Origin of the sequence: Streptomyces sp. NPDC090106, from assembly GCF_044747265.1 — a bacterium.
GTDB lineage: Bacteria > Actinomycetota > Actinomycetes > Streptomycetales > Streptomycetaceae > Streptomyces.
The window spans coordinates 15,511-41,850 of sequence record NZ_JBIVDS010000007.1 but is presented as its reverse complement, the minus strand read 5'-3'; the positions used below and the strand labels follow the sequence as shown (position 1 = coordinate 41,850).

Genomic DNA, 26,340 nt, shown 5'->3' with positions numbered 1-26,340 from the left:
CGCGCATGAAGCACCACGGGCCGGGAACCTGTGCGCTAGGCCCCGCCGCGCTCCCCCGTCGCGGCGGGGTCCTCCCGCGTCTCGCGGGCGTTGCGGTCGGTGATGTCGAGGAAGATCTGGTCCCCCTCGGGGAAGGTCTGCCCGATGGACCGCTTGATGCGGACGGCGACCTCCTCCACGTGTTCGCTCTCCATGCCGGGCACCAGGTCGACGCGGGCCGCCACCAGGGCCGACTCCAGGCCGGTGCGCATCGTGAAGAGGGCCTCCACGCTGTCGATCTCGGGCTGCGCGTCCAGCAGCGCGCGGATCCTGTCGCTGCTCTCGGGGTCGACCGCCTCGCCGATCAACTGGTCGCGCGCGTCACGGCCCAGCCGGTAGGCGACGTAGACGAGCAGCACCCCGATGGCCAGTGAGGCGGACGCCTCCCAGACGACCTGCCCGGTCACCATGTGCAGGGCCATCCCGGCGAGGGCGAGCGTGACGCCGAGGACCGCCGTGCCGTCCTCGGCGACGACCGTGCGCAGCGCGGGGTCGCGCAGCCCGCCGTCCTTTCCGCCCTGGCTGCGCATCTGGTGCAGGGCCCGCAGCAGCGACGCCCCTTCGGCGAGGAACGCGACGCCGAGCACGACCAGTCCGGCGACATAGCCGCCGAGTTCCTCCCGCGCCCCGGAGCGCAGCGCCTCGATGCCCTGGTAGACGGAGAAGCAGCCGCCCATGACGAAGATGCCCACGGCGGCGAGCAGCGACCAGAAGTAGCGCTCCTTGCCGTAGCCGAAGGGGTGGCGGGCGTCGGCCGGGCGCCGGCTGCGGCGCAGCGCCGCCAGGAGGAAGATCTCGTTGACACTGTCGGCCACCGAGTGCGCGGCCTCCGACAGCAGCGCCGGAGAGTGCGCGAGAAGGCCGCCGACCGCCTTGGCCACGGCGATCAGCAGATTGGCGCCGAGGGCGACGAGCACGGTGACCCGCGTGCCGCGGTCGTTGTGGTGTCCGGTGGGCGCATCGCGGTCGCTCCCGTGGCCGGTGGGTGCCTCGCGGTCGTCCCCGCAGCCGGCGGACGTACCGCGATCGTCCCCGTGGCCGACGGGTGCCTCGCAGTCGGTCTGGTGGCCGGCGAGTGCCTCGTGGTCGTCCCCATGGCCGGTGTACGTCCCGGGATCGCTCCCGTGGCCGGGGTGCGCACTGCGATCGCTCCCGTGGCCGGTGGACGTACCGCCGTCGACCCCTTGTCCGGTGTGTGCCTCGCGGTCGTTCTGGTGGCCGGTGGACGTTCCGCGGTCGTTCTCGTGGCCGGTCGATGTGCCGCTCATCCCCGCCGACTGCCCCTCTGCGCGCGGCTCACACGCGCTGCCCCTACCCGGCGCGCGGATCAGGTGGCACCGTCGGGCCATGACCAAGAAGCACCGGCCCATGAAGCTCAAGCTGCCCCTCGCCTACAAGCCGCTCGGACTCGCGCTGGGGTGGGGCGGCGGCGCCTTGTCGGCGCTCGCCTTCCGCAAGGCGTGGCGGGCGCTGCGGCACGAGGACGACGCGCCCGACCCGCTGGACCGGGACCGGGGCTGGGGCGAGATCCTGCTCGCCGCGGCGGTGCAGGGCGCCATCTTCGCGGTGGTGCGCAGCGCGGTGGACCGCACGGGCGCGAAGGCCGTCGAGCGGTCCACCGGGATCTGGCCGGTCGACGACCGGCGCGGGCGCGACTGACCTAGGGGGTGTTGCGACAGTCCGGTGCGGCGAGGGTACGTGCCGGGCGCCGCACAGGACTGTCGCAACACCCCCCTAGAACGGTCCCCCTTCGGCCGTCGTGGGCGGGCGGCGCAGGGTGAAGGAGTGGCCGGCCGGGTCCGCGTAGCCGCGCTCCGCGAACGGACCGGGCCCGTCCCTGGTCTCCAGGGGGCGTCCGCCCAGTCCGATGATCCTGCGTTCCGCCTCGTCCAGGTCCTCGACGACGAACTCCAGGTGGACCTGGAGGGAGTTCTCGGGGCGCGGCCAGGTCGGCGGCGGCGCGTTGACGTCGCGGCGGAACGCCATCCTGGTCCCTTCGGCTCCCCTGATGCCCACCTGGTCGACCGTGACGTCGGTCTGCTCGCCGTCGAGCAACTCCTTGTAGAACGCCGCGAGTTTCTCCGGTTCGGTGCAGTCGAGAACCAGGACGCCCGCTTCCACCAGTGCCATGTCCCCTCCGAAGGATCCGGGTGCGGGGCGTGGGTGCCCGCGTCCCTCTCCGATGCGGATATCCCGGATCGGCGGATTCAGTCGGCGGGCCGCCTTATCCGTGACGGGCAACGGTAAATGACGTGTCGTCAGGCCGGATCACCACGCCGGACCGCACTCCGCTTGGCGGGGCGGCGGGCCGGTTCAGGGGTTCACGGGCCCGCGGGGCGCGCTCGCGCACCCGGGCGGTGCGCGAGTATACGCAGCTCAACTGCGTCCAGCAGTAACGGAGATCACCGACAGACCGCGGTGTAGATCATTTACCCTCTGGGAAGCATCGTTCCGCTTCTAGGTTCAACTTTCTTGCCAGGAAGCCGAGTTCGAGTGCTCGGACGGTTCCCCCCGCACCGTCCGGTCGCAGCGGTGAGGGCCCTGCGCGCCGTCTCCCGGAAGGAACCACATGCCACAGGACGCCAGCTTCGACATGCCCTCCGACGCCCCCTGGCTCCCGCCCACCGAGTCGGCGGACGCGCTGACCAGGCTTCTCGCGCAGGGCATCAACGGGATCACGGACCGCTACCGCACGGCCCAGGAGGCCGCCCGGCAGCGGCTGGAGGCGGTCGGCGCCCCGCACGCCGGCACCGCGCACCCCCGCACCGCACGCCCCGGGACCTCGCTGCGGGTGGAGGGCGCCCTGCGGCCGGCCCGGCCCGAGTTCCTCCCGCCGGACGAGGAGGGCCGCGCCCGGCTGAGCCGCCTGGACGCCGGCCTGCGCACGATAGAGGCGGCCTTCCCGCAGGTCGCCGCCGACGCCGAGATGTGCCGGCTGACCTGCATGATGCTCGAAGGGGCCTGGCGGACCCGGGCGCTCACCCCGCCCGCCGGGCCGGAGGAGGGGACGGACGTCTGCTCCTGCCCCCTGTGCCTCCGGCTGCCCTCTCCCCCCGAACGCGCCCTGGACGACTACGGCTGGCGGCAGAGCGCCGGCCGTCCCCTCACCGTGAAGACCTGGCCGAACCGCCCGGAGCTCGACAGCGTCCTGACCGGCGGCTGGTCGTGGACCCGCCAGATGAACGACCTGGAACACGACCTCGGCCACCGGTACCGATTCGAGGACGACATCCTCGTGTTCCACGAGTACAAACGCGTGATCGACACCATCGACACCACGAGCCTGACCCGGCTCATCGAGGACCGTCTCGCCGAGGACTTCAGCACCAACACGGCACGGGCGCTGATCTGCGGGCTCTTCTCGGCGCACAAGCGGTCCGTGGACGAGTACTGGCTCCGCGAGCACGAGGCGGGCCGGGTCACGCTCCCCCAGACCAACCCGCTCACCCACGGCACCTACTCGGCCCTCCAGATGCTGGACTGCCTGTTCTGGCACGTCGCTCCGGACACCGAGCTGTGGCAGGAGGAGAACGTCGCCTCCCTGCTGCTGTGCCGGGTCATCGACGACATGGCGGACGTCCGGGCCGACGCCCTCACCGGCGAGATCAGCAACTTCTGGCTCGCCGGGATGCCCACCCACACCAAGGCCCTCTACGCGGCCTGCGCCATCGCCCTCGTCAAGTACGGCTGCATGCCCGAGGCGCACCAGCCGATGTGGAACACCTGGCTGCTGACCACCACCGTCGTCTGGATGGGGCTCACGGGCCGCCACGCCCTCTGGTTCGACGGCATCACGCAGGGCCTTCCCCCGGCCGAGGAGTGCCCGCTCTGCGACCTGGGGCCCAACCCCTGCACCGGCATCCTCACCGAGGGGACCACCCTCACCCTCGCCCCGCGCCCCGCCGTGGAGACGCTGAGCCCCCTGGCCGCCCGGCTGTCCGCGCGCTGCCGTGCCGAGTTCCCCTCGGCCTGGCCGCTGTTCGACGCCGAACTGCACGCCTTCGAGGCGCTGCACGGCACCTGGCAGGGGAGCGTCGAGAGCGCGTGGGAGATCCTCCGCCGCACCTACATAGCCGCCGTGGAGGCGTCCCGGAACGACCCGTCCCCGGCCCGCGCCCGTGCGGTCCAGCAGGATGCGGGGGCCGTGGGGTCCGAGCAGTTCCACACCCTGCACGACCCCGGCACCGGGCGGGAGGACACCGCGCTGCTCGCCTACATGTTCGGCGGCGCCCACCCGCACTTCCTGTGGAACGCCACGGGCCACCGCCCCGCGCAGGTCGCGGGCGACTGGCTCGACGGCTGAGCGACCGCAAGGCGCGACACGGCGCCGCCCGGCCGGAGTTCCGGCCGGGCGGCGCCGTCGCACGAGGGGTCAGACGGGGAACTCGACCGGCAGCCTGTCCAGCCGGGAGTCCCAGGTCGTGGCGGTCGAGGACAGCTCCTCCGGCGGCACGGACAGGCGCAGGCCCGGCAGCCGGTGCAGCAGCACGTCCACGCCGATCTCGATGATGGCCTGCCCGATGTTCTGTCCGGGGCACTCGTGCGGCCCCGCGCTGAACGCGAGGTGTGCGTGGTTGCCCTGGACGGCGACGGCCGCGTCGGGCCGTACCTCCGGGTCGACGTTCCCGGCGGCCAGGCCCAGGACGATCAGTTCGCCCTCCTGGATGTGGTGGCCGCCCAGTTCCAGGTCGGCGGCGGCGAACCGACCCGGCAGCACGGACAGCGGCGGGGTGTCCCACATGACCTCCTCGACCACCGAGGAGATGCTCATCTGCCCGCTGACCAGGCCGGACAACCGGGCCGCGTCGGTGAGGACCAGTTGCAGGACACGGGCCAGCAGATTGCTGGTGGTGGCGTGCGCGGCGATCAGCACGAGCCGCAGATGGCTGACGATCTCGTCGTGGTCGAGGCCGGCCGGGTGCTCCAGCAGGGCCGTGGCGAAGTCGGAGCCCGGTTCGGCCCGCTTGCGCTCGGCGAGTTCGGAGAGGATCTCCATGATCCGGCCGTTGTGCTCCAGGGCCGCCTCCCCGCCCTGGAACACCTGGGCGCACGACTCGACCAGGCGCAGCGCGTCCGCCGTGGGCAGGCCCAGGATGCGGGTGAGGACGAGCATCGGCAGATACTCGGCGTACTCCGCGACCAGGTCGGCGCACCCCTCGTCGATGAACGCGTCGATCTGCTTGTTGGCGAAGTACGTGGCGTGCCGTCGCACACCGCGGCCGGACGCCGCGAGCAGCCCGTCCGTGACCGCGCCGCGCAGCCTGCGGTGCGGTTCGCCGTCCTGGGAGACGCAGTCGGGCCGCCAGCCGACCATCGGGATCAGCGGGTGCGTCTCGGCGACCCGGCCCTCGCGCCAGTCCCGCCAGATCCGGGCGTCCCTGCTGAACTGGCGGGGGTTGTCCAGGACCCGCCGGTTCTCGCGGTATCCGAGGACCAGCCAGGCGGGGACGTCGCCCTCCAGCAGGACCGGCGCGACCGGGCCGTGCTCCTTGCGCAGCCGCTCGTAGATGCCCTGCGGGTCGGTGGCCGCCTCCGTCCCGTACAGCCGGGCGAGGTCGGCTCCGCCGTGCGCGACGGGGCAGCCGCGTGGGGCGTCGGCGCCGTTTAAGGGCTGATCGGTCATCGGGACTCCAGAACGGCGCCCGAGCGTTCCTTCAAGTGACGTATCAGGGCGACGAGTACGTCACGGCTGGAGGCACGGTCGCGGGCGTCGCAGGTCACGACCGGGGTGTGCGCGGGGATGTCCAGCGCGTCCCTGATCTCCTCGACCGGATAGTCCTTCGAATCGGGGAAGACGTTCAGCGCGACGACGAACGGCACGTTCTGCCGCTCCATCTCCTCGATCGCCCGGAAGCTGGAGGCCAGCCGCCGGGTGTCGACCAGGACGACCGCTCCGAGGGCACCCTTGAAGAGCCCGTTCCACAGGAACCAGAAGCGTTCCTGCCCGGGGGTGCCGAACAGGTACAGCGTCAGGCTGTCGTTGAGGCTGATCTTGCCGAAGTCCAGGCTGACGGTGGTCTGCGTCTTGTCGGCGACGCCCACCAGGGGGTCGACGTCGGCGCTGGCCTGGGTGAGGGTCTCCTCGGTGGTCAGCGGCTTGATCTCGCTGACCGAGCGGACCATCGTGGTCTTTCCGGTGCCGAAGCCTCCGGCGATCATCACCTTCACCGAGCGGGCGGCGCCGTCCGCGCCGTGCGCGGCGTCCGGCCGACCGGGGTGGTCAAAGCCTTTCAAGTCCACTGAGTACCTCCTCAAGGAGCGCGAGGTCGGGCCCGCGGCCGGCGTTGTGCGCCGGAATGGGGTCACGGGCTTCGACACGGTCCGCTTCCAGCAGGTCCGCGAGCAGCACCGCGAGAATGTTGAAGGGCAGTTGGAGGTGGGCGCCGAGTTCGGCGACCGACAGCGGATCACGGCAGCGCCGGAGGATCTCCTCGTGCTCGTGCTGCATCCCCGCGCCGGGTGGGGTGCGGGAGACGATGAGGGTCGCCACGTCGAGGCTCGACGCCGAACCGCCCGGTCCGCTACGTCCTCGGGTGACGACGTAGTAGCGCTCCAGACCGGACGGATCCGTGGGCGGGCGGGGAGCACTCATCCAGAGTGCTCCTCCAGCCGCGGGGTGGTGCCGAGGAGCTCACCCATCCTGCGGGCCACGTCCCTCATCTGGTGCCCGAGCAGCCCCTGGTCGAGGCCCTCGCGGGCGAGCACTCCGAGATACGTCTCGACGCCGGCGCGGACGACGAAGAGATGCCCGCCGTCGACCTCGATCATCGCCAGCCGCAGCTGCCCCGCGTACTTGGGGAACTGCTCGGCGACGGGCTGGGCGAGGGCCTGGAGGCCCGCCACCACCGCCGCGAAGCGGTCCACGTCGTCGGGGTCGTCGGCGCCGAAGGAGGTGATGGCCTTGCCGTCGCTGGAGGCCACGAGGGCGAAGCGGATCTCCGGGATGGACTCCACGAGGTCGCGGAGCGCCCAGCTCACGTCGGTTCCCTGTTGCGTCATGGGGACTAGTCGCTCTCTTCAGTGCGGTACTGCTCGGTGGGCTCCTGGCGCTCTGCCGTGGCGTCGCCCCGGTCCTCGGACGGGCGTCCGGCGGTGGCGAAGGCGGCGAGACCGGCGAAGGACGCGTCCGGCGGGACGGCGGAGACGGCCGTCTCCCCGGTCCGCCCGGTAGTACGCTCGGCCGGCTCGTGCCCGGCCGTCTCGCCCCGCCTGCTGCGGCGCCGGGGCAGTCCCCCGGGCGTGGTGTCCGACGGACCGGCGGTGCCGTCCGGATCGGCGTCGGTCCCGGCCGCGGGTTCCAGGACCGGGGCGGACGCGGCGGCCCGGTCCACGGGGGCCGTCGTCGGCGCGGCGGCGGGCAGCGGGCTGAAGTACTTGTGGGGGACGACCACGACCACCGAGGTGCCGAGCCAGGGCGAGTCCGCGTAGGTGACGCGGATGCCGTAGCGGCGGGCCAGGATGCCGACGACGCGCAGGCCGATCGTGGCGTCCTCCGAGACGCCGCCGAGGCCGGGTCCCGCACCGGTGCCCGCGAGGGCCTGCGCGGCTTCGGACTTCTTCTCCTCGCTCAGGCCCTTGCCGGAGTCCTGGATCTCGATGCCGACGCCGTTGGGCACCTCCTTGCCGGAGACGAGCACCGGCTCGCTGGGCGGCGAGTAGCGGGCGGCGTTGTCCAGGAGGTGGGCGAAGATCAGCGTCAGGTGGTCCACGAGACCGCCGTCGACGCCGAGTTCGGGCAGATGCCGCACGTCGATGCGGTGGAAGTCCTTGATGCGGCCGATGCCGCCGCGGACCACGCTCAGCAGACGCTGCGGCTCCTGCCACTGGCGTCCGGGCCGGTCCGAGCCACCGAGCACGCCGATGCTCGCGGCGAGACAGTCGGCGGGGCCGATCTCCTGGTCGAGTTCCATCAGACCGCGGGCCACCGAGGGCAGCCGGCCGTGCTCGCCCTGCATCTCGTGCAGCCGACCGCGGAGCTTGCTGGTCAGGACGTGGATACGGTTGCCGATGCCGATGACGGCCTGCTCGGCGGAGGAGGACCGGTCGAGTTCGCGCTCGACACCGATCAGCGAGGTCCGCAGGACCTTGCGCAGTTCGCTCTGGAGTTCGGCGCTGACCTTGGCGCACCGGTCGGCGGCCGGAAGCAGGTCGTCGATGGGGTCACCGGCGCGCAACCGCTCCAGCGCCTGCGGGAGTTGTTCGTCGGCGAGCCGGGTGACCGCGGCCAGCTGGTGGGCGAGCTGCTCCCGCCAGACCTCGGCCTGGTCGGCGAGCTGGGACTCGTAGGAGGCGGCCTGGTCGGTGAGCCGCTCCTCGTGGGCGCGGGAGTCCTCGTTGAGCCGGTCCTCGTACGCGCGGGAGTCCTCGGCGAGCCGCTCCTCGTAGGCGCGGGACTGCTCGTCGAGCCGCTCCTCGTAGGCGGCGGCCTGGTCGGCGAGCCGGACGTCCTGGGCGGCGTGCTCGGCGGCGAACTTTCTCTCCAGGCCCGCGACATGCTGCTGCCACTGCTGGGAGTGCTCGGCCTGCGAGGCACGGGAGGTGCTCTCGCTGCGGGCGAGCTGCTCACGGGTACGGATCAGCAGCCGTACGCAGACGGCGCCGGCCGCTGTCGCGGCGGCGCCGGCGACGCCCGCGGCGATCCGCTCCGAGCTCATGAAGGTGGCGGCAACCGTCCCGCCTCCTAAAGCGAGCGGCATCAGCCACCAGCTGTACCAGGCGACAGGGGCCCGCGCCGCCGGCGGCGGAGTGGCGAGTTCCATCTGCATCCTTAGAAGCAACACGATCGAACAGGGGGGTGTGCAGGTCGGGGCGCGCGCAGACCATGGGCGACCGGAGTCGACGGATCGTGACCGGGTCAACTCGCAGCGCCGCAGGGGAGCTTATCGGGTTTGAAGCACAAAAGATCAACCGCGCGATCCTGCGGACGTGAAGGTTCCGTCACGCTGCGCCAGGATGTTCCGGTCGACAAATACCCATACTGACCAGGGCAGTTAGGGAACCGGACGGCGAACGGAAGCACGCTCCCCGCCCGGGCGCCGCCACGCTCGGTACAGGCGGCCCGGTGATCGCTTATGGCGCTTCCTGATCGTTCATCGCCGCAGGCCGGGCGGTCCTGTCGACATCATGGACAGTCGTCCAGCTATAGTGGACACCTGTCCAAGAGGAGTGAGGAAGTCCATGGAGACGGTCGCGAACGTACTGGTGGGCCTGGTGGCCGCGCTGCACGCGTACATCCTGGTGATGGAGATGTTTTTGTGGCAGAAGGGGCCCGGACTGAACTTCCACGGTTTCTCCACGGAGATGGCACGGGAGACCGCCCCGATGGCCGCCAACCAGGGGCTCTACAACGGCTTCCTCGCGGCGGGCCTGGTGTGGGGCCTGATCGCGGACGACCCGACCGGGTTCCGCGTCCAGGTCTTCTTCCTGGTCTGCGTCATCGTCGCGGGCGTGTTCGGCGCCGTGACGGCCAACCGGCGCATCCTGGTGGCCCAGGCACTGCCCGGCGCGCTCGCCCTGGCCGCCGTGCTCGCCGCCCGATGACACCCGACGCGGACCCCCGGGCGGCCCGCACCAGGGCCCGGCTGCGCGAGGCGCTGCTCGCCGAGTGCGCCGAGCGCCCCCTGCCGGAGGTCGGGGTGGCCGCGCTGGTACGGCGGGCCGGGGTCGGACGGGCCACGTTCTATGTGCACTACGACGGCCTGGAGGCACTGGCCGTCGACGCGTGCGCGGACGTCGTGCGCGAGGCCGTCGAGGCGCTGCACGCCTGGCGCGGGCGGCCCGACCCGGTGCACGCCCCGCCCGCGCTGGCGGAGTTCTTCGCCTCGCTCACCCCGCACACCGGCCTGTACGGCGCCCTGCTCACCCCCGGCGGCGGCGGACCGCTCGGCCGGGTGCTGCACCGGGACCTGCGGGCGTACAGCCTGCGCGAGCGCGAACTGGCGGGCGCGGCGGACGCCCCGCTGGTCGCCTCGGCCGTCGCGGCGACGTTCGCCGGGGTGCTGGGCGACTGGCTGCACGGGCTGCTGGAGGGCGGCCCGCGCGACATCGCCGACCAGGTCTGGCAGTTGCTGGTCGCCCTGCACGCGAGCCGCTGACGCTCACTTGCACAGACCGCCCTGCCGCACCCTGGGCCAGGCTTCCACGCCGTCGGGCGTGCGGACGTAGACCCGCGCGGGGTCGTCGGTGAGCCACAACCTCCAGTCGTCCAGGCGGTATCCGCTGTCGCGGGCGCCGGCGGGCAGGGTCGCGTCACCGTCGTAGCGACCGGTGAGGGTCTCGGGGCCCAGGACGCCCTGCGGGTCCCGGGCGTAGGTCCGGGCGTCCCGGCCCTCCCCCAGCCCGAGGAAGTGCGCCGACTGCCAGTCGCAGTGCGCGGCGCCGACCGCGCTGCTGACGACGGCGACCGGCACCCGGTCCCCGTCCCGGTCGGTCCACACCTCGTACCCCTTGGAGTCGGTCCAGCTCGCCGGGAGTTCGGCGGGGTCGCAGGAGGCGCTGGTCTCGGGTCCCCAACCGGGCCTGTCCTCGCGGTCCTTGGCGACGATCACGGCCACCTTCGTCCGGCCGCCGACGTCGTAGGAGTAGAGGACGCGGCCGGCCTCCTCCCGCTCCACGCGGTAGCCCCGCTCGGGGACTTCGGGCTGCTCCATGGCGAAGTACGCCCGCAGGCCGTCCTCGGGGGTGGCGCCGCCGTCGCCCTCGCTCCACGGGTCGCTGCCGCCCGCCGTGTAGATCTCCGCCTCGCACTCCAGCGCCCGGGCGGCGGCTCCCGAGTCGAGGAGTCCGGCCCGGCCGTCCTCGTCATCGACATCGACCTCCTTGACCGGCAGGTGCAGGAGGCCGTCGTAGGGCGTCGCCGGGGCCGTGCCCCCGACCACGACGTCCCCGTCACCCGTCCCGCATCCCGCCGCCACCGCGATCAGCAGCGCCGTCGTCGCCCTCACCCGAACCCCGCGCATCCCCACCCCTGTTCATCCGCGCCCGTCCTGCTCCTCCGACGCCGGGCGGCGGGGAAACGTTCGGGTGGGGAACCGTTCAGTGGGCCGCCTGGAAGGTACGCCGGTACGCCTGGGGCGACACCCCGATCGCGGTGTGCAGATGCTGGCGCAGCGAGGCGCCGGTGGCGAAGCCGACGCGGCCCGCGATCTGGTCCACGGACAGGTCGCTCGACTCCAGCAACTGCCGTGCCCGGGCGACGCGTTGCTGGATGAGCCAGCGGCCGGGGCTCATGCCGACCTCGTCGTTGAAACGGCGGGCGAAGGTGCGCAGGCTCATCCGGGCGTGGGCGGCGAGCTCGGTGAGGGTGAGGGGTTCACCGAGGTGCTCCATGGCCCAGGCGCGGGTGGCGGCGGTGCTCGCGGCGCCGCTCTCCGGGACGGGCTGCTCGATGTACTGGGCCTGGCCGCCGTCCCGGAAGGGGGGTACGACACAGCGCCGGGCGACCTTGTTGGCGAGTGCGCCGCCGTGGTCGGTGCGGACGATGTGCAGACAGACGTCGACGCCGGAGGCGGCGCCGGCCGAGGTCAGGATGCGGCCGTCGTGGACGAACAGGACGTCCGGGTCGAGCTCGACCTGCGGGTGGCGGCGGCGGAAGTGCTCGGTGACCTGCCAGTGGGTGGTGGCCCTGCGGCCGTCGAGGAACCCGGCCGCGGCGAGGACGAAGGCGGCGGTGCAGATGGACACCACGCGGGCGTCGGGACGGATCAGGGCGAGCGCGGCGGTGAGCTCGGCGGACAGCTCCAGGGGGATGTACGGGGCGGCCATGGAGGCGACGACCACGGTGTCGGCCGTGGCGAGGATCTCCGGGCCGTGCTCCACCCCGATGGTGAAGTCCGCGTTGCTGCGCACCGGCCGTCCGTCGACGCTGCACGTCAGCACCTCGTACAGGCCGTCGGCCGCGCCGAAGATCCGGCTGGGGATGCCCAGCTCGAAGGGATACACACCGTCCAGGGCCAGCACCACGACCCGTTCCACCCGCCGCTCGTCACGCATGGCACGATCCTATCGGAGGTTGGCCATCATGCCATTTTCCCGGGCGGCGGACCCCGGCAGGCTGGTTGACCATGAGCACTGTGAACACGATGCGAGCCATCAGCCAGGACGTCCTCGGCGGTCCCGAGGTCCTCAAGGAAGTGGAGCTGGAGCGCCCGGTCCCGCGGGCGAACGAGGTGCTGGTGCGCGTGCGCGCCGCCGGCGTCAACCCGACCGACTGGAAGCACCGCGCGACCGGCGGCTTCCTGGGCGAGCCGCCCTTCGTCCTGGGCTGGGACGTCTCCGGGGTCGTCGAGGCGGTCGGCGTCGGCGTCGCCCGGTTCGTGCCCGGCGACGAGGTCTTCGGCATGCTGTCCTACCCCTGGGGCCACGGCTCGCACGCCGAGTACGTCTCCGCCCCGGCCCGTTTCTTCGCCCACAAGCCGGCCTCCCTCGACCACACGCAGGCGGGCGCGCTGCCGCTGGTCTCGCTGACCGCGTGGCAGGCGCTGGTCGAGTACGCCGACGTCCGGCCCGGTCAGCGGGTCCTGATCCACGCGGCGGCGGGCGGGGTCGGCCATGTGGCCGCTCAGATCGCCAAGGCGCGGGGCGCTTACGTGATCGGCACGGCGAGCGCGGGCAAGCACGGCTTCCTGCGCGAGATCGGGGTGGACGAGGCGATCGACTACCGGGAGAGCGACTTCACGGAGGCCGTGAAGGACGTCGACGTCGTCCTGGACACCCTCGGCGGCGGCAACGACGTGCGCTCGCTGCGCGTGCTGCGGCCGGGCGGGCTCGTCGTCTCGATCCTGCCGGTCGGTTCGCCGGAACTGTTCGAGGAGGCCGAGCGGCTCGGGGTGCGGGCCCTGCGGATGCTCGTCGACGCCTCGCACAGCGGCATGAAGGCGATCGCGGAGCTGGCGGAGGCGGGGAAGCTGCGCCCCGCGATCGCGGGCACCTTCCCACTGGCCGAGGCGGCCGAGGCCCACGCACTCGGTGACACGGGCCGCACGACGGGAAAGCTGGTCCTGACGGTGGAGTAGGGGCCGAACGGGGTGAGGGATCTCACTGCGCACCACGAGAAGGGGTTCCGCCAGGCACTCTCCCGTGCCTGGCACGCCCTCTCATGAAGTTGCGCTGAGATTCGGCGACATATGTCAATCGAACATGCTCAAATTCACTCCATCGAGGGTAACTTGCAGTGCGGAGAACGGATCCGCGCTCACTCCGGACCCCGGAGACCCGGCTGGAGGCGATGTCGTCGTGGAGCAGGACTCCGCACCGGTGAGCCGGCATCTGCGCGTCCATGAGCACCGGGGGCACACGGTGCTGGAGTTCCGGGGCGAGATCGACATCGCGGCGGCGCTGGAGATCGCTCCCTACCTCGACCGGCTGACCGGCGGGGACGCTCCGCGGCTGGTGATCGACCTCGGCGGGGTCGAGTTCTTCGACTGCTCGGGGCTGCGGCTGCTCTACCGGGCCCGCCGCCGGGTCCTGGACCACGACGGGCGGCTGCACCTGGTGTGCGCCCACCCCCTGACCCTGCGGGTCATGCGGGTGACCGGACTGACCCGGCTGCTGCCGGCGCATCCGACGCTGGACGCGGCCCTGCAGCAGCCGGAGGCCCTCACTTGAGGATCTTGGTGACCTGCCCGGCACCGACCGTCCGGCCGCCCTCGCGGATGGCGAACTTCAGCCCCTCCTCCATGGCGATGGGCTGGATGAGCTGGACGAGCATGCCGGTGTTGTCGCCCGGCATCACCATCTCGGTGCCCTTGGGCAGGGTGACCACCCCGGTGACGTCGGTCGTGCGGAAGTAGAACTGGGGGCGGTAGTTCACGAAGAACGGCGTGTGCCGGCCGCCCTCGTCCTTGGACAGGATGTACGCCTGCGCCTCGAACTCGGTGTGCGGGGTGACCGTCCCGGGCTGGATGACGACCTGCCCGCGCTCCACGTCCTCCCGCTTCACCCCGCGCAGCAGCAGGCCCACGTTCTCCCCGGCCCGGCCCTCGTCCAGGAGCTTGCGGAACATCTCGATGCCGGTGACCGTCGTCCGCGTCTTGTGGTCGTGGATGCCGATGATCTCGACCTCCTTGTTCACGTGCAGCGTGCCGCGCTCGATCCGGCCGGTGACGACGGTGCCGCGCCCAGTGATGGTGAAGACGTCCTCGATCGGCATCAGGAACGGCTTGTCCACGTCCCGCCGCGGCTCCGGCACCGCCGTGTCGACCGCGTCGAGCAGGTCGAGCACCGACCGCGCCCACCGCTCGTCGCCCTCCAGTGCCTTGAGCGCCGAGACCTGGACGACCGGCACGTCGTCGCCGGGGAACTCGTACTCGGTGAGCAGGTCGCGCACCTCCAGCTCCACGAGTTCGAGGATCTCCTCGTCGTCGACCATGTCCGTCTTGTTGAGGGCGACGACGATGTACGGCACGCCGACCTGCCGGGCCAGCAGGACGTGTTCCTTGGTCTGCGGCATGGGGCCGTCGGTGGCGGCGACGACCAGGATCGCGCCGTCCATCTGGGCCGCGCCGGTGATCATGTTCTTGATGTAGTCGGCGTGCCCCGGGCAGTCGACGTGCGCGTAGTGCCGGCGCTCGGTCTGGTACTCGACGTGGGCGATCGAGATGGTGATGCCGCGCTGGCGCTCCTCGGGTGCCTTGTCGATCTGGTCGAAGGGCGTGAACGGGTTCAGGTCGGGAAACCTGTCGTGCAGCACCTTCGTGATGGCCGCGGTGAGCGTCGTCTTCCCGTGGTCGATGTGCCCGATGGTGCCGATGTTCACATGCGGCTTGGTCCGCTCGAACTTCGCCTTCGCCACTGGGGCCTCCAGGTCACCTGAGTGAGGCCGGGCCGCGCCCGGCTCTCCTCCCTGTCTATTCGCTGCGCCGCTCGTCGAACAGGGCGCTGACGGACTCACCGTTGTGAATGCGGCGCACGGCCTCGGCGAGCGCCGGGGCGATGGACAGGATGCGCAGCTTGTCGGTGCGCTCCTCCTCCGGCACCGGCACCGTGTTGGTGCACACGATCTCCAGGACGTCGGGCTGCTCCCCGATCCGCCTGAGCGCACCGGCCGCGAACAGCCCGTGCGTGCACGCCACCCGGATCGAACGGGGCTCCAACTCGCGCAGCCGGTCCAGGAGTTCGAGGACGGTGCTGCCCTTGGCGATCTCGTCGTCCAGCACGATCACGTCCCGGCCCCGCACCTCGCCGATGACGTCGCTGATGGAGACCCGGTCGTCCGCGAACCGCTGCTTGGCCCCGGCGGCGACCTGCGCGCCGATCAGCCGGGCGAACGCGGCGGCCTCCTTGGCGTTGCCGAGGTCCGGGGAGACGACGGTGGTGCGGGAGAGGTCGTACTGCTGGAAGTGCGCGGCCAGTTCGCGCAGCGCGTGCAGATGGTCGACGGGCACCGAGAAGAACCCGTGCACCTGCGGCGAGTGCAGGGTCATGGCCAGGACGCGGCTCGCGCCCGCCGACACCATCAGGTCGGCGACGAGCCGGCCGCCGAGCGAGATCCGGGGCGCGTCCTTCTTGTCGGAGCGGGCGTAGGAATAGTGCGGCATGACGACGGTGATCCGCCGGGCCGAGGCGCCGCGCGCCGCGTCGCACATCAGCAGCAGTTCGACGAGGTGCTCCTGGACGGGCCGCACCAGCGGCTGGACGAGGAACACGTCCCGCTCACGGCAGTTGGCCTGGAGCTGGACCTCCAGGCAGTCGTTGGCGAACCGGCTGACCCGGGTGGGGCTGAGCGGCACACCGAGGTGCGCGCAGACCTCCGCCGCCAGCTCGGGATGGGCACTACCGCTGAACACGGCGATGTCTCGCACGATCCGCTCCTCGCATGATCATCTCGGGCTGCCGTGCCTCATGCTACTGACCGGTGAAATTCGCTTGCGCCCCGCCCGCACGGCCGGGCCATGATGGCGGCGCACCTGTTCCCCTCACGTCAGGACCGTTCGCATGCGCCGACTCCTCGGAATCCCCCAGCCCTCCCACAGGCCCACGGTTCTCGAGGACATCACCCCGCATGCACACCCTGAACATCGGCATCCTGGCGCACGTCGACGCAGGTAAGACGAGTCTCACCGAGCGTCTTCTCTTCGACCACGGCGCGATCGACCGGCTCGGCAGCGTCGACGCCGGGGACACCCGCACCGACGACGGCGCCATCGAGCGCGAGCGCGGCATCACCATCCGCTCCGCGGTCGCCTCCTTCACCGTCGGCGGCACCCGGGTCAATCTGATCGACACCCCGGGGCACTCCGACTTCATCGCCGAGGTCGAGCGCGCCCTGGAGGTCCTGGACGGCGCGGTCCTCGTCCTGTCCGCCGTGGAGGGCGTCCAGGCGCAGACCCGCGTCCTGATGCGCACCCTGCGCCGGCTGCGGCTGCCCACGCTCGTCTTCGTCAACAAGGCCGACCGGGCGGGCGCCCGCGCCGAGGGGCTGCTCGCCGACATCCGGCGCCGTCTGACGCCGCACGTCGCGCCGCTCACCACCGTCCAGGGCATCGGCACGCCCGGCGCCCGGGTCACCCCGCTCCCGATCGGCTCGCTGGCCGAACCCCTCGCCGACGTCGACGCCGGCGTCCTCGCGGCGGTCGTGGACGGCCCGCCGCCCACCCCGGACGACCTGCGCGCGGCGCTCGCCGCCCGCACCGCCGACGGCTCCTTCCACCCTGTCTGGTTCGGCTCGGCCCTCGGCGGCCAGGGCGTCCCCGACCTCGTCGAGGGCCTGGTCCGGCTGGTCCCGCCGACGCCCTCGACCGGCGCGACGGCTCCCCGCGGCACCGTCTTCGCCGTCCGCCCGGGACCGTCCGGCGAACGCACCGCGTATCTGCGGCTGTACGACGGGCAGGTGAGCGCGCGGCAGCGGCTGACACTGCTCCGGCGCGACGCCGACGGGCGCACCCGCGAGGTCGCCGGCCGGGTCACCCGGCTCGACGTCGTCGGCGGCGACGGGACGCTGACCGCCGGGAACATCGCGGCCGTCACGGGGCTCACCGGTGTCCGGGTCGGTGACCGCCTCGGCGAACGCGGGCCCTTTGAAGGGCACTTCGCGCCCCCGACACTGGAGACGGTGGTCACCGCCCGTGTCCCGGAGCGGTCGGCCCGGCTGCGGGGCGCGCTGCTCGCCCTCGCCGACCAGGACCCGCTGATCCACGCCCGCCCGCTGCCGGACGGGGGCACCTCGCTGCTCCTGTACGGGGAGGTGCAGATGGAGGTGATCGCCGCGACCCTCGCCCAGGACTTCGGCGTCGAGGCGGACTTCGCGCCGGGCCGGGTGCGGTTGCTGGAACGTCCGCGCGGGGTCGGCGAGGCCTGTGCGGAGCTGCCCTGGCACGACGGCACTCGCTACTGGGCGACGATCGGGCTGCGCGTGGAGCCGGGGCCGCCCGGCTCCGGTGGGGTGTTCGGCTACGAGACCGAACTCGGCGCTCTCCCGCGGGCCTTCCACACGGCCATCGAGGAGACGGTCCACCTGTGCCTGCGGTCCGGGCTCGACGGGGCCGCCGTGACCGACTACCGGGTGACCCTCGTCCGCTCCGGGTTCGTCGGCCCGCTCAGCACGGCGGCGGACTTCCGCGGCCTCACCCCGGTCGTGCTGCGCCGGGCGCTGGAGCGGGCCGGGACCCGGCTGTACGAGCCGTACCACGCCTTCGAGACGGAGGTGCCGCTGGACGCGCTCGCTCCGGTCACCGCGCAACTGGCCGCGCTCGGTGCCGAGTTCACGGGTACGACGGGCGGGAGCACGGCGTGGGTGGTCACCGGCGCGATCGCGGCCCGGCGGGTCCGGGAGATGGAGCTGCGGCTGCCGGGGCTGACGCACGGGGAGGGAGTGTGGTGGTCGCGCCCGTCGGGCGACCGTGAACTGCGGTCCCCCTGAGTCCGGTTCGAGCCGGTCCCGCCGGGGCAGATCCTCCCCCTGTTCACGCCGATGCGCCGCCCGTGCCTCCGTCAACCGTCTCAATCCGTCGACAAGACGGTCTGGCGGTCGCTTTGAGGGGCATCCGGTGAAACAGGGAAGGAGGGCCGTCGCATGACGACACCCATCAGGCGCATGTCCAAGCGCATGCCCGGCTGGGCGAAGTTGGTGAGCGCCGTCGTACTGGTGCTCGTCGTCTTCTTCGCCGGCATCAGGTTCAGCCTGCTTCCGGGGCTCAAGGATTTCTTCGGCACGGAGACCCGTGACAACTCGGGCCCCGCACTGCTCCAGTCCATCCAGGACCTCAGCCGCTACGACGCCGCCTCCGGCAATTTCCAGGTCGTGGTCGACCTGGAGAAGGACGCCAAGTACCTGCCCGACACGATCCGCGGCACCCGCACCCTGTACGTCGGGGCGGGCACCGTCGACGCCTACGTCGATCTGGGCAAGGTCGGCGAGAACGACGTCACGGTCAACGAGGACCGTACGTCCGCCACGCTCGTACTGCCGCACGCCCAACTCGGCAAGCCCGCCCTGGACACCGACCGTTCGTACGCGGTGTCCAAGCAGCGGGGACTCCTGGACCGGCTCGGTGACCTGTTCTCGGACAATCCGAACGGCGAACAGGCCGTGCAGAAACTGGCGGTGAAGCACATCGGTGACGCGGCCAAGGAGAGCGGGCTGACCAAGCGGGCCGAGACGAACACCGCGGACATGCTCGAAGGTCTGCTGCACTCGCTGGGCTTCAAGGAGGTGAGCGTCACCTACAAGGCCTGACAGGTGCCGGGCGGGCCGTTCGAGGAGGAACGAACGGCCCGCCCGAAGAAGTGCGGGCACTGGCGCGGACCGATCGCATTCTCGGACCGTTCGGGGGTAACCGCCTTACGACACAGGGAAGTTGAAGACTGGAGGACCGCATGGCCCGTGCCGCCCAACGTCCGAGAACCGTGCTGCGACGGCGCACCGCCGAGGCGGCGAGCCCGCCCGGGAAGAGGACCTTCAGCCTGCCGAGGCGCAAAGAGGCGAAGCCCGAGTCCAGGACGGCGAAGCCGAAGGCGAAGACCTCGAAGCCGAAGACGAAAGCAGCGAAGCCGAAGGCGGCCGAGCCGACACAGGAGCCGCGGCCGAGGTCGAGTCCGCTCGCCATCCTCGGCCGGTTCGTCGCGATGCTGGTCGCGTTCGCCTTCATGGTCGCCTTCGCCGTCGTGCTGGCCCGGCTCACGCTGGAGCCGTCACCGGCGTCGGTGGCGCTCACGCACACCAATCTGCAACCCGGCAGCTCACTGCGGGCCTATCTCGACCAGCCCGAACTGCGGGACGCCGCCAAGCAGATCGGCGGCAACATCCTGCTCGGCGTGCCCTTCGGCGTGCTGATGCCGGTGCTCGCGCCGCGCACCCGTGGGGTCCTGCGGGTGCTGCTCCTGACGGCGTTCGTGATGCTGCTGGTGGAGTGCGCGCAGGGGCTGCTGATCACCGGCCGGGCCTTCGACATCGACGACGTCATCCTGAACAGCAGCGGAGCGCTGATCGGTTACCTCCTGCTGGGCCGGCGGATGAGCCGGGCCGTGCACCGCCCGAAGCGGTCCAGGTGGCGGCGTCAGCGGACCGAGAGCTGAACGATGGCGGCGGTGCCGACGACCACGACGGCGGCGCGCAGAGCGGCGGGTCGCAGTCTGCGGCCCGCCGCCGCTCCGATCCGGCCGCCGGCCGCCGAGCCCGCGGCGATCAGCGCGACGGCCGTCCAGTCGAAGTCGGCGGCGACGAGGAAGAACAGCGCGGCGACGCTGTTGACCACGGCGACCAGCACGTTCCGCGCGGCGTTGAGGCGCTGGAGGTCGTCGTCGAGGAACAGGCCCATCAGGGACATGTAGATGATCCCCTGGGCGGCGGAGAAGTAGCCGCCGTAGACGCTGGCCAGCGCGAGCCCGGCGAGCAGCCACGGGCCGCCGTCGCCTCCGCCGGGCTCGTCGGCGCCCTCACCGGGTCCCCGGCGCTCGCGCAGCAGCCGGCCGAGCCGGGGCTGGAGCAGGACCAGCACCAGCGCGAACCCCACGAGGACCGGCACGATCCGCTCGAACGCGGACGACGGCAGGATCAGCAGCAGGGCGGCGCCCGTGACCCCGCCGAGCAGCGCGCCCCCGCTCCACCTCAGCAGCCTCCGCCGCTGGCCGCGCAGTTCCCTGCGGTACCCGACGGCTCCGCTGATCGCGCCGGGGATGAGTCCGAGCGCGTTGGAGACGGTGGCGGTGACGGGTGGCAGCCCGGTGGCGAGCAGCACCGGGAAGGTGATCAGGGTTCCGGAGCCGACGACGGCGTTGACCGCCCCCGCCGCGGTTCCGGCGGCGAGCACGGCGAGCATCTCTCCCAGGTCCATGCCACCGACCTTAGGAACCGAATGCTTCGGAAGTGACCGAAGTGTTCCCGACCGTCTCGGCCACTGGTCCGTACCAGGGTCTTGACGGCCCCTTACCTCACTTCTTAAATCAAGAGGCGACGCATTCCCCCCACCCCCCACCGCAGTGCGGCGCACCCGTCCGACGGGTCGCCGTACGGAAGGGAGAGCCGTGGGCGCCCCACGCCTTCTCCGGACCTGTCTGTTCGCCGCCCTGTCCGCCGTCCTCGTCGCGACCGCCGCGACCGGTTCCGCTCAGGCGGAACCCGCCGACGTCGGCGCCGCCGCCGCCGTGACGTTCTCCGACACCTTCGACGGGGCCGCCGGTGCCGCCGTCGACTCCTCGAAGTGGCAGACCGAGACCGGCGACAACGTCAACAACCACGAGCGGCAGTACTACACAGCGGGCACGCGCAACGCGGCCCTGGACGGCCAGGGCCATCTCGTGATCACTGCCCGCCGCGAGAACCCGGCCAACTACCAGTGCTGGTACGGCACCTGCCAGTACACCTCGGCCCGTCTGAACACCTCGGGGAAGTTCTCCGCGCAGTACGGGCACGTCGAGGCGCGGATGAAGATCCCGCGCGGGCAGGGCATATGGCCCGCGTTCTGGATGCTGGGCACCCCGGTGAACTGGCCGGCGTCCGGCGAGATCGACATCATGGAGAACGTCGGCTTCGAACCGTCGACCGTGCACGGCACGATCCACGGTCCCGGCTACTCCGGTTCGGGCGGTATCGGCGCGGCCTACACCCTGCCGAACGGCCAGGCCTTCGCGGACGCCTTCCACACCTTCGCGATCGACTGGGCACCGGGCCGGATCACCTGGTCCGTGGACGGGAACGTCTACCAGACCCGCACCCCGGCCGATCTGGGCGGCAACTCCTGGGTGTTCGACAAGCAGTTCTTCCTGATCCTGAACCTCGCGGTCGGCGGCTACTGGCCCGGCGACCCGGACGGTTCCACCACGTTCCCGCAGCAACTGGTCGTGGACTACGTGACGGTGACCACGGGCGACTCGGCCGCGGGGGTCCCGATCCGCGGCCTGGCCGGCAAGTGCGTGGATGTCGCCGCCGCCAACTCCGCCAACGGCACGGCCGTACAGCTCTACGACTGCAACGGCACCGCCGCCCAGCAGTGGACCGTGGGCGCGGACGGCACGATCCGCGCCCTCGGCAAGTGCCTGGACGTGACCGGCAACGGCACGGCGGACGGCACGACGGTCCAGCTGTGGGACTGCACCGGCGGCGCCAACCAGAGATGGGCGGTCAGTTCGGCCAACGACATCGTCAACCCGCAGGCGGACAAATGCCTCGACGTGACCGGCAACACCTCGGCCAACGGCACCCGGCTGCAGATCTGGACCTGCTCGGGCGGCGCCAACCAGAAGTGGACAGTCGGCTGATCCGTCAGGCGGTGTGCGGCTTCCAGGTGTACTTGTCGCCGCCCACCCAGCGCACGGCGTCCGGGTCGTCCATGTCGTGAATGGGGGCTCCGAAGGCGGCGGCCGTCTCCAGGACATCGGTGACGGTCCTCGCCTCGCCCACCACCACACCGTCGATCTCCACGATCCGGAACGGCGGGGTACCCGGCTGCACGCCGAGCACCAGCACCCGTGGATGGGAGATGTGCGGGCTCGCTATCTCGGTCATGCCATAAAGGGTAGAACGCATCTCGGAATGACGAACGGTACAAGTCGCCCACGATGCCCCGCGGTCCCCGCCGTGCGCTCCCCTCCCGGCTGGGCAACCCTTGAGGGGTGGACCCCGTCGACCCCCAGGAACCGGTGGATCCCCAGGCCCCGCCGGACCCCGTCGGGGCACTGGAGCGGATCGCCTTCCTGCTGGAGCGCTCCCTCGCGCCGACCTACCGGGTACGGGCCTTCCGTACGGCCGCCCGGGTGCTGGCGGCGCTGCCCGCGGCCGAGGTCAGGGAGCGGGCGCGGGCCGGCACCCTGGAGTCCCTCAAGGGGGTCGGCCCCAAGACGGCCCAGGTGGCGCGGGAGGCACTGGCCGGACACACGCCGGCCTACCTGGCGGACCTGGAGGACCGGGAGCCGGCTCCGGGCCCGCCGACCGAGGGCGGCGAGCCCCTGCGGGCGCTGCTGCGGGGCGACTGCCATCTCCACTCCGACTGGTCCGACGGCGGCAGCCCCATCGAGGAGATGGGCCGCACCGCCGCCGCGCTCGGCCACGAGTGGGCCGTCCTCACCGACCACTCCCCCCGGCTGACCGTGGCCCACGGTCTGTCCCCCGAGCGGCTGCGCGAGCAGCTGACGGTGGTCGAGGAGCTCAACGCCGGCTGGGCGCCGTTCAGGCTCCTCACCGGCATCGAGTGCGACATCCTCGACGACGGCTCCCTGGACCAGGAGGAGGAGCTGCTCGCGCGGCTCGACGTGGTCGTCGTGTCCGTGCACTCCAAACTGCGGATGGACGCCCGCGCGATGACCCGCCGCATGGTGCGGGCGGTACGGAATCCGCACGCGAACGTCCTCGGTCACTGCACCGGGCGGCTGCTCACCGAGCGGGGGCGGCCCGAGTCGGAGTTCGACGCGGACGAGGTCTTCGCCGCCTGCGCGGAGTCCGGCACGGCCGTGGAGATCAACAGCCGTCCCGAACGGCTCGACCCGCCCCGCCGGCTCCTGCGCCGGGCCGTGGCCGCGGGCACGCTCTTCTCCATCGACACGGACGCCCACGCGCCCGGCCAGCTGGACTGGCAGATCCACGGGTGCGCGCGGGCGGCGGAGTGCGGGGTACCGGCCGAACGGGTGGTGACGACATGGTCCCGGGAGCAGTTGCTGGCGTGGAGCGGGAAGGGGCGGCCGGCGCCGTGAGCCCCCTCACGCCCGGCCCCGTGAGCCACCTCACGCCATGACGCGGCAGAACGAGGAACACCCAGGGGTGGTTGCCCGTTGAACCACACGTGGGTGCGGACGGGACAGTGTCCCCGGGCCTCACCTTTTGCCCACAGGGACGATCGTTCGGCTGAAGCTCTGTGGAGCCTTTCGCCGAGAGGCGACCGCCGTCCGCGCCCACACCTCGAACCGCCCCGACCGTGATTCCCCCGTCCGGTCGGGGCTTTCCTCTGCCCGGACCGCGTCCGGAACACGGCCGCCGGCCGCCGCAGCCGCACTTGACTTCGAGTGCGCTCCAATTCGTAGCGTTCCGGACATGACCACCGCACAGCACAAGATCGGTTCCGGATTCGACGCCCGCAGCACCGCCGAGGACGTTCTCGCCGGCCTCGACCTGACGGACCGGCTCGCCGTCGTCACCGGCGGCTACTCCGGGCTCGGCCTGGAGACCACCCGCGCGCTCACCCGGGCGGGCGCCCATGTGGTCGTACCGGCCCGCCGCCCCGAGGCCGCGCGCGAGGCGCTCGACGGCATCGAGGGCGCCGAGGTGGACCGGCTCGACCTCGGCGCCCTGGACAGCGTGCGCGCCTTCGCCGAACGGTTCCTCGCCTCGGGCCGCACGATCGACGTCCTGATCGACAACGCCGGGATCATGGCCTGCCCCGAGACCCGGGTCGGCCCCGGCTGGGAGGCCCAGTTCGCCACCAACCACCTCGGCCACTTCGCCCTCGTCAACCGTCTGTGGCCCGCGCTCGCGCCCGGCGGTGCCCGGGTGGTCTCGGTGTCCTCGCGCGGCCACCACTTCTCGGGCATGCGCTGGGACGACGTCCAGTGGGAGCGCGGCTACGACAAGTGGCAGGCGTACGGCCAGGCCAAGACCGCGAACGTCCTGTTCGCCGTCCACCTGGACCGGCTGGGCGCCGAGCACGGCGTCCGCGCCTTCTCGCTGCACCCCGGCGCGATCCTCACCCCGCTCCAGCGACACCTGCCGAAGGAGGAGATGATCGAGCGCGGCTGGATCGACGACGAGGGCAACCTGCTGCACCCCGACTCCTTCAAGACGCCCGCGCAGGGCGCCGCCACCCAGACCTGGGCGGCCACCTCCCCGCAGCTCGACGGCCTGGGCGGCGTCTACCTGGAGGACTGCGACATCGCCGAACCGGCGGTCGAGGGCGACTCCACGCACGGGGTGAAGTCCTGGGCCACCGACCCCGGCGAGGCGTCCCGTCTGTGGGCCCTGTCGGCGGAACTCACGGGGGTGGACGCGTTCGGCGCCTGAAGCGCCTGAGGGCGCTTGAGGACGCTTGAGGACGCGAGCGGATCCGCCGGTCAGCCCGGTGACTCGTCGGGGCCCGGATGCTCGGGGTGGACGTTCGCGGAGCCCGAGTCCCCCTGGCGGGCGGTGCCCGCCTCGTCCGTCTCCGGGACGGCGGGGTCTCCCCCGTCCTCCCTCCCGCCCTCGTCCGCGTGCTCGTGCGCGTCCTCGTCCGTGGACGGCGACAGGTCCCAGGGGTCGTCGCCCTCGTGCGCCTGCTGGTCCGGCGGGTCCCTCGGGATCGGGGCGTCGCGTCGCTCGTCGGCCATGGCCGCCTCCCCTTGTCTTCTCGGCGTCGGGCGACCGGCGAGTACCTCGGCCCTCGTCCGGCGAAACCGGGCGACGGCCGCGCGTCAGTGCGGGGTGCGTTCCCGCAGGGCGGTGCGCCAGGCCGGGCTCGGGCCCTCCGGGGCCGGGTCGGGGCGACGGCCGCCGCGGGCGAAGAAGTCGGCGAGCGGGAGGATCGCGGCGCCGACGGTGACGGCGTCGGGGCCGAGCCGGCCGAGGTCGATGGTGACGTTCTCGGCGGGGTGGCGCAGGGAGTACTCGGTGGCGTACCGGCGCACCGCGGGCAGGAAGCGGGTGCCGAGCTGGAGGCCGGCCCAGCCGCCGATGAGGATGCGCTCGGGCTGGAAGAGGTTGATCAGGTCGGAGAGCCCGGCGCCCAGGTACTCGGCGGTCTCCTCCAGGACGGCGAGCGCGACCGGGTCGGCCTCGCCGCCGTCGGCCGGGTAGGCGGCGGCCAGCATCGCCGTGAGCGCGGTCTCCTCGTCGACGCCCTCGGGCGGGTGGCCGCCCTCCTCGCGCCAGCGGTCGAGGAGCGACTCGGCGCCCGCGTACGCCTCCAGGCAGCCCAGCGCCCCGCACCGGCAGCGGCGCCCGCGCACCCGTACGGTCAGATGGCCCCACTCGACGGCCCGGCCGTTCTCCACCTCGGGGGTGACCAGGCAGGCGCCGACGCCGGAACCGAAGAGGACGACGGCCGCGTTGAGGGCGCCGCGTCCGCCGCCGAACCACATCTCGGCCTGGCCGAGGGTCCGGGCACCGTTGTCGATGAAGTACCGGACGTCGTCCGGTAGTTCGGACGTGGATCGGAGCAGGGATTCCAAGGGGACCGCGTCCCAGCCGATGGTCTGGCCGTGGACGACCGCGCCCCGGTCGGGCGTGTGCTCGACGATGCCGGGGACGCCGATCCCGACCCCCAGGAGGCGCTCGGGCGGGACGGCGGCAGCGGCGAGGACCTCGGAGACGCCCTCGCGGATGTGCCCGACGATCACCTCGACGTCGTAGCCCTGCTGCTCCAAGGGGCGTTCGGCGCGGGCGAGTTCGGTGAGGGTGAGGTCGAACAGCTCGATCCGGACCCGGGTCTCGCCGACGTCGACGCCGATCATGTGGCCGCTGCCGGGGGCGACCCGCAGCAGGGTGCGAGGGCGTCCGCCGTCGGAGTCGACGCTGCCCGCCTCCTCCAGGAGGCCGTCGGCGACCAGGTCGGCCACGACGTTGCTGACCGACCCGGAGCTGAGGCCGGTCGCCGGGCCGAGTTCGAAGCGGCTGAGGGGTCCGTCGAAGTAGAGCCTTTGCAGCACGGCCGTCCGGTTGGCCCGCCTCAGATCGCGTACCGTACGCCCGTTCCGCCCCGCCATGTGGCTCCCCTTCACCCTGTCCGACCTGCAACATACCGCCGCGGGGCCACGAAAAGCGACTTCCTCCGCCTCTTAATTCACGATGTGAACTATGACGCCCACCCCTGAGCTCCGACGGGGGGCGACCCCGGGCCGCCCTCGATCCCGCCCGGCGTGCGCCTGCGGTACAGGGTACGGAAGGCACCCCGCACACCGGGCGCC

The 26,340-nt window shown here is 72.2% G+C and carries 27 protein-coding genes; 12 read left to right on the top strand and 15 right to left on the bottom strand.

From position 1 onward, the window contains the following. Window positions 1-35 precede the first annotated feature (35 nt). Window positions 36-1,307, bottom strand: coding sequence for a cation diffusion facilitator family transporter (locus ACIPSE_RS22970; RefSeq protein ID WP_401665126.1), 1,272 nt, complete (start codon window positions 1,305-1,307; stop codon window positions 36-38). A 79-nt stretch (window positions 1,308-1,386) separates the two neighbouring features. On the opposite strand from ACIPSE_RS22970, the gene ACIPSE_RS22965 reads away from it, so the two are divergent. Beyond that, on the top strand, window positions 1,387-1,698 hold the full coding sequence (locus tag ACIPSE_RS22965; RefSeq protein WP_401665125.1) for a DUF4235 domain-containing protein: 312 nt from the start codon (window positions 1,387-1,389) through the stop codon (window positions 1,696-1,698). Between the two features lie 75 nt (window positions 1,699-1,773). Here ACIPSE_RS22965 and ACIPSE_RS22960 read toward each other — a convergent pair whose 3' ends face one another. Further along, entirely contained in the window at window positions 1,774-2,169 is a 396-nt protein-coding gene (locus tag ACIPSE_RS22960; protein WP_401665123.1) for a VOC family protein, read from the bottom strand. Window positions 2,170-2,608: 439 nt separating this feature from the next. Between ACIPSE_RS22960 and ACIPSE_RS22955 the strand changes: the two genes are divergently transcribed. Next, window positions 2,609-4,342 (top strand): hypothetical protein, encoded by a 1,734-nt coding sequence (locus tag ACIPSE_RS22955; RefSeq protein ID WP_401665121.1) that lies wholly within the window; start codon window positions 2,609-2,611, stop codon window positions 4,340-4,342. Window positions 4,343-4,411: 69 nt separating this feature from the next. Here ACIPSE_RS22955 and ACIPSE_RS22950 read toward each other — a convergent pair whose 3' ends face one another. From ACIPSE_RS22950 to ACIPSE_RS22930, 5 genes are read right to left on the bottom strand one after another with little or no spacing between them, the layout of a single operon-like run. After that, complete coding sequence (locus ACIPSE_RS22950) at window positions 4,412-5,662, bottom strand: cytochrome P450 (protein ID WP_401665120.1); 1,251 nt, start codon at window positions 5,660-5,662, stop codon at window positions 4,412-4,414. Further along, window positions 5,659-6,279 (bottom strand): GTP-binding protein, encoded by a 621-nt coding sequence (locus ACIPSE_RS22945; protein WP_401665118.1) that lies wholly within the window; start codon window positions 6,277-6,279, stop codon window positions 5,659-5,661. Before ACIPSE_RS22945 ends, ACIPSE_RS22950 begins: the two co-directional genes overlap by 4 nt. Continuing rightward, window positions 6,260-6,631: a DUF742 domain-containing protein gene (locus tag ACIPSE_RS22940; protein ID WP_401665116.1), complete on the bottom strand. Its 372-nt coding sequence runs from the start codon at window positions 6,629-6,631 to the stop codon at window positions 6,260-6,262. The genes ACIPSE_RS22945 and ACIPSE_RS22940 overlap by 20 nt, the downstream gene beginning before the upstream one ends. Continuing rightward, on the bottom strand, window positions 6,628-7,038 hold the full coding sequence (locus ACIPSE_RS22935) for a roadblock/LC7 domain-containing protein (protein ID WP_401665115.1): 411 nt from the start codon (window positions 7,036-7,038) through the stop codon (window positions 6,628-6,630). Before ACIPSE_RS22935 ends, ACIPSE_RS22940 begins: the two co-directional genes overlap by 4 nt. 5 nt (window positions 7,039-7,043) lie before the next feature. Next, window positions 7,044-8,798, bottom strand: coding sequence for an ATP-binding protein (locus tag ACIPSE_RS22930; protein ID WP_401665113.1), 1,755 nt, complete (start codon window positions 8,796-8,798; stop codon window positions 7,044-7,046). 418 nt (window positions 8,799-9,216) lie between these two features. Between ACIPSE_RS22930 and ACIPSE_RS22925 the strand changes: the two genes are divergently transcribed. Beyond that, on the top strand, window positions 9,217-9,579 hold the full coding sequence (locus ACIPSE_RS22925) for a DUF1304 domain-containing protein (protein WP_401665111.1): 363 nt from the start codon (window positions 9,217-9,219) through the stop codon (window positions 9,577-9,579). Next, window positions 9,576-10,133 (top strand): TetR/AcrR family transcriptional regulator, encoded by a 558-nt coding sequence (locus ACIPSE_RS22920; RefSeq protein ID WP_401665110.1) that lies wholly within the window; start codon window positions 9,576-9,578, stop codon window positions 10,131-10,133. Before ACIPSE_RS22925 ends, ACIPSE_RS22920 begins: the two co-directional genes overlap by 4 nt. Window positions 10,134-10,136: 3 nt before the next feature. On the opposite strand, the gene ACIPSE_RS22915 is transcribed toward ACIPSE_RS22920, so the two are convergent. Both ACIPSE_RS22915 and ACIPSE_RS22910 read right to left on the bottom strand, forming a co-directional pair. Continuing rightward, a complete protein-coding gene (locus ACIPSE_RS22915) occupies window positions 10,137-10,997 on the bottom strand; it encodes a hypothetical protein (protein WP_401665108.1) in 861 nt (286 codons plus the stop codon). 76 nt (window positions 10,998-11,073) lie between these two features. Next, window positions 11,074-12,030, bottom strand: a complete 957-nt coding sequence (locus ACIPSE_RS22910) for a GlxA family transcriptional regulator (protein ID WP_401665107.1) — start codon at window positions 12,028-12,030, stop codon at window positions 11,074-11,076. A 71-nt stretch (window positions 12,031-12,101) separates the two neighbouring features. Here ACIPSE_RS22910 and ACIPSE_RS22905 point away from each other — a divergent pair, with 71 nt between their 5' ends. Together ACIPSE_RS22905 and ACIPSE_RS22900 are read left to right on the top strand one after the other, a co-directional pair. Continuing rightward, window positions 12,102-13,052 (top strand): NADP-dependent oxidoreductase, encoded by a 951-nt coding sequence (locus ACIPSE_RS22905; RefSeq protein WP_401665106.1) that lies wholly within the window; start codon window positions 12,102-12,104, stop codon window positions 13,050-13,052. Between the two features lie 220 nt (window positions 13,053-13,272). Further along, window positions 13,273-13,644, top strand: coding sequence for an anti-sigma factor antagonist (locus tag ACIPSE_RS22900; RefSeq protein WP_401665105.1), 372 nt, complete (start codon window positions 13,273-13,275; stop codon window positions 13,642-13,644). On the opposite strand, the gene tuf is transcribed toward ACIPSE_RS22900, so the two are convergent. Both tuf and ACIPSE_RS22890 read right to left on the bottom strand, forming a co-directional pair. Continuing rightward, entirely contained in the window at window positions 13,637-14,830 is a 1,194-nt protein-coding gene (gene tuf / locus ACIPSE_RS22895; RefSeq protein ID WP_401665104.1) for an elongation factor Tu, read from the bottom strand. The genes ACIPSE_RS22900 and tuf overlap by 8 nt on opposite strands. 55 nt (window positions 14,831-14,885) lie before the next feature. Next, entirely contained in the window at window positions 14,886-15,839 is a 954-nt protein-coding gene (locus ACIPSE_RS22890) for a ribose-phosphate diphosphokinase (RefSeq protein ID WP_401665102.1), read from the bottom strand. Between the two features lie 200 nt (window positions 15,840-16,039). Between ACIPSE_RS22890 and otr(A) the strand changes: the two genes are divergently transcribed. From otr(A) to ACIPSE_RS22875, 3 genes are all read left to right on the top strand, one after another. Continuing rightward, window positions 16,040-17,896: a tetracycline resistance ribosomal protection protein Otr(A) gene (gene otr(A) / locus ACIPSE_RS22885; protein ID WP_401665101.1), complete on the top strand. Its 1,857-nt coding sequence runs from the start codon at window positions 16,040-16,042 to the stop codon at window positions 17,894-17,896. A 153-nt stretch (window positions 17,897-18,049) separates the two neighbouring features. Beyond that, on the top strand, window positions 18,050-18,712 hold the full coding sequence (locus ACIPSE_RS22880) for a DUF4230 domain-containing protein (RefSeq protein ID WP_401665100.1): 663 nt from the start codon (window positions 18,050-18,052) through the stop codon (window positions 18,710-18,712). Between the two features lie 140 nt (window positions 18,713-18,852). Continuing rightward, window positions 18,853-19,551: a VanZ family protein gene (locus ACIPSE_RS22875; protein ID WP_401665098.1), complete on the top strand. Its 699-nt coding sequence runs from the start codon at window positions 18,853-18,855 to the stop codon at window positions 19,549-19,551. Here the strand turns inward: ACIPSE_RS22875 and ACIPSE_RS22870 are convergent. Next, on the bottom strand, window positions 19,533-20,309 hold the full coding sequence (locus tag ACIPSE_RS22870) for a sulfite exporter TauE/SafE family protein (protein ID WP_401665097.1): 777 nt from the start codon (window positions 20,307-20,309) through the stop codon (window positions 19,533-19,535). The genes ACIPSE_RS22875 and ACIPSE_RS22870 overlap by 19 nt on opposite strands. A 190-nt stretch (window positions 20,310-20,499) precedes the next feature. Here ACIPSE_RS22870 and ACIPSE_RS22865 point away from each other — a divergent pair, with 190 nt between their 5' ends. Beyond that, complete coding sequence (locus ACIPSE_RS22865; RefSeq protein ID WP_401665096.1) at window positions 20,500-21,732, top strand: ricin-type beta-trefoil lectin domain protein; 1,233 nt, start codon at window positions 20,500-20,502, stop codon at window positions 21,730-21,732. A 4-nt stretch (window positions 21,733-21,736) separates the two neighbouring features. Here ACIPSE_RS22865 and ACIPSE_RS22860 read toward each other — a convergent pair whose 3' ends face one another. Then, window positions 21,737-21,979, bottom strand: coding sequence for a hypothetical protein (locus tag ACIPSE_RS22860; RefSeq protein ID WP_401665094.1), 243 nt, complete (start codon window positions 21,977-21,979; stop codon window positions 21,737-21,739). A 107-nt stretch (window positions 21,980-22,086) separates the two neighbouring features. Between ACIPSE_RS22860 and ACIPSE_RS22855 the strand changes: the two genes are divergently transcribed. Both ACIPSE_RS22855 and ACIPSE_RS22850 read left to right on the top strand, forming a co-directional pair. Beyond that, a complete protein-coding gene (locus ACIPSE_RS22855) occupies window positions 22,087-23,160 on the top strand; it encodes a PHP domain-containing protein (protein WP_401665092.1) in 1,074 nt (357 codons plus the stop codon). A gap of 337 nt (window positions 23,161-23,497) precedes the next feature. After that, on the top strand, window positions 23,498-24,460 hold the full coding sequence (locus tag ACIPSE_RS22850) for an SDR family NAD(P)-dependent oxidoreductase (protein WP_401665091.1): 963 nt from the start codon (window positions 23,498-23,500) through the stop codon (window positions 24,458-24,460). A gap of 50 nt (window positions 24,461-24,510) precedes the next feature. Here the strand turns inward: ACIPSE_RS22850 and ACIPSE_RS22845 are convergent, their stop codons facing one another. Then, a complete protein-coding gene (locus ACIPSE_RS22845) occupies window positions 24,511-24,765 on the bottom strand; it encodes a hypothetical protein (protein WP_401665090.1) in 255 nt (84 codons plus the stop codon). 84 nt (window positions 24,766-24,849) lie between these two features. Next, complete coding sequence (locus ACIPSE_RS22840; RefSeq protein WP_401665088.1) at window positions 24,850-26,139, bottom strand: ROK family protein; 1,290 nt, start codon at window positions 26,137-26,139, stop codon at window positions 24,850-24,852. Window positions 26,140-26,340: the final 201 nt, after the last annotated feature.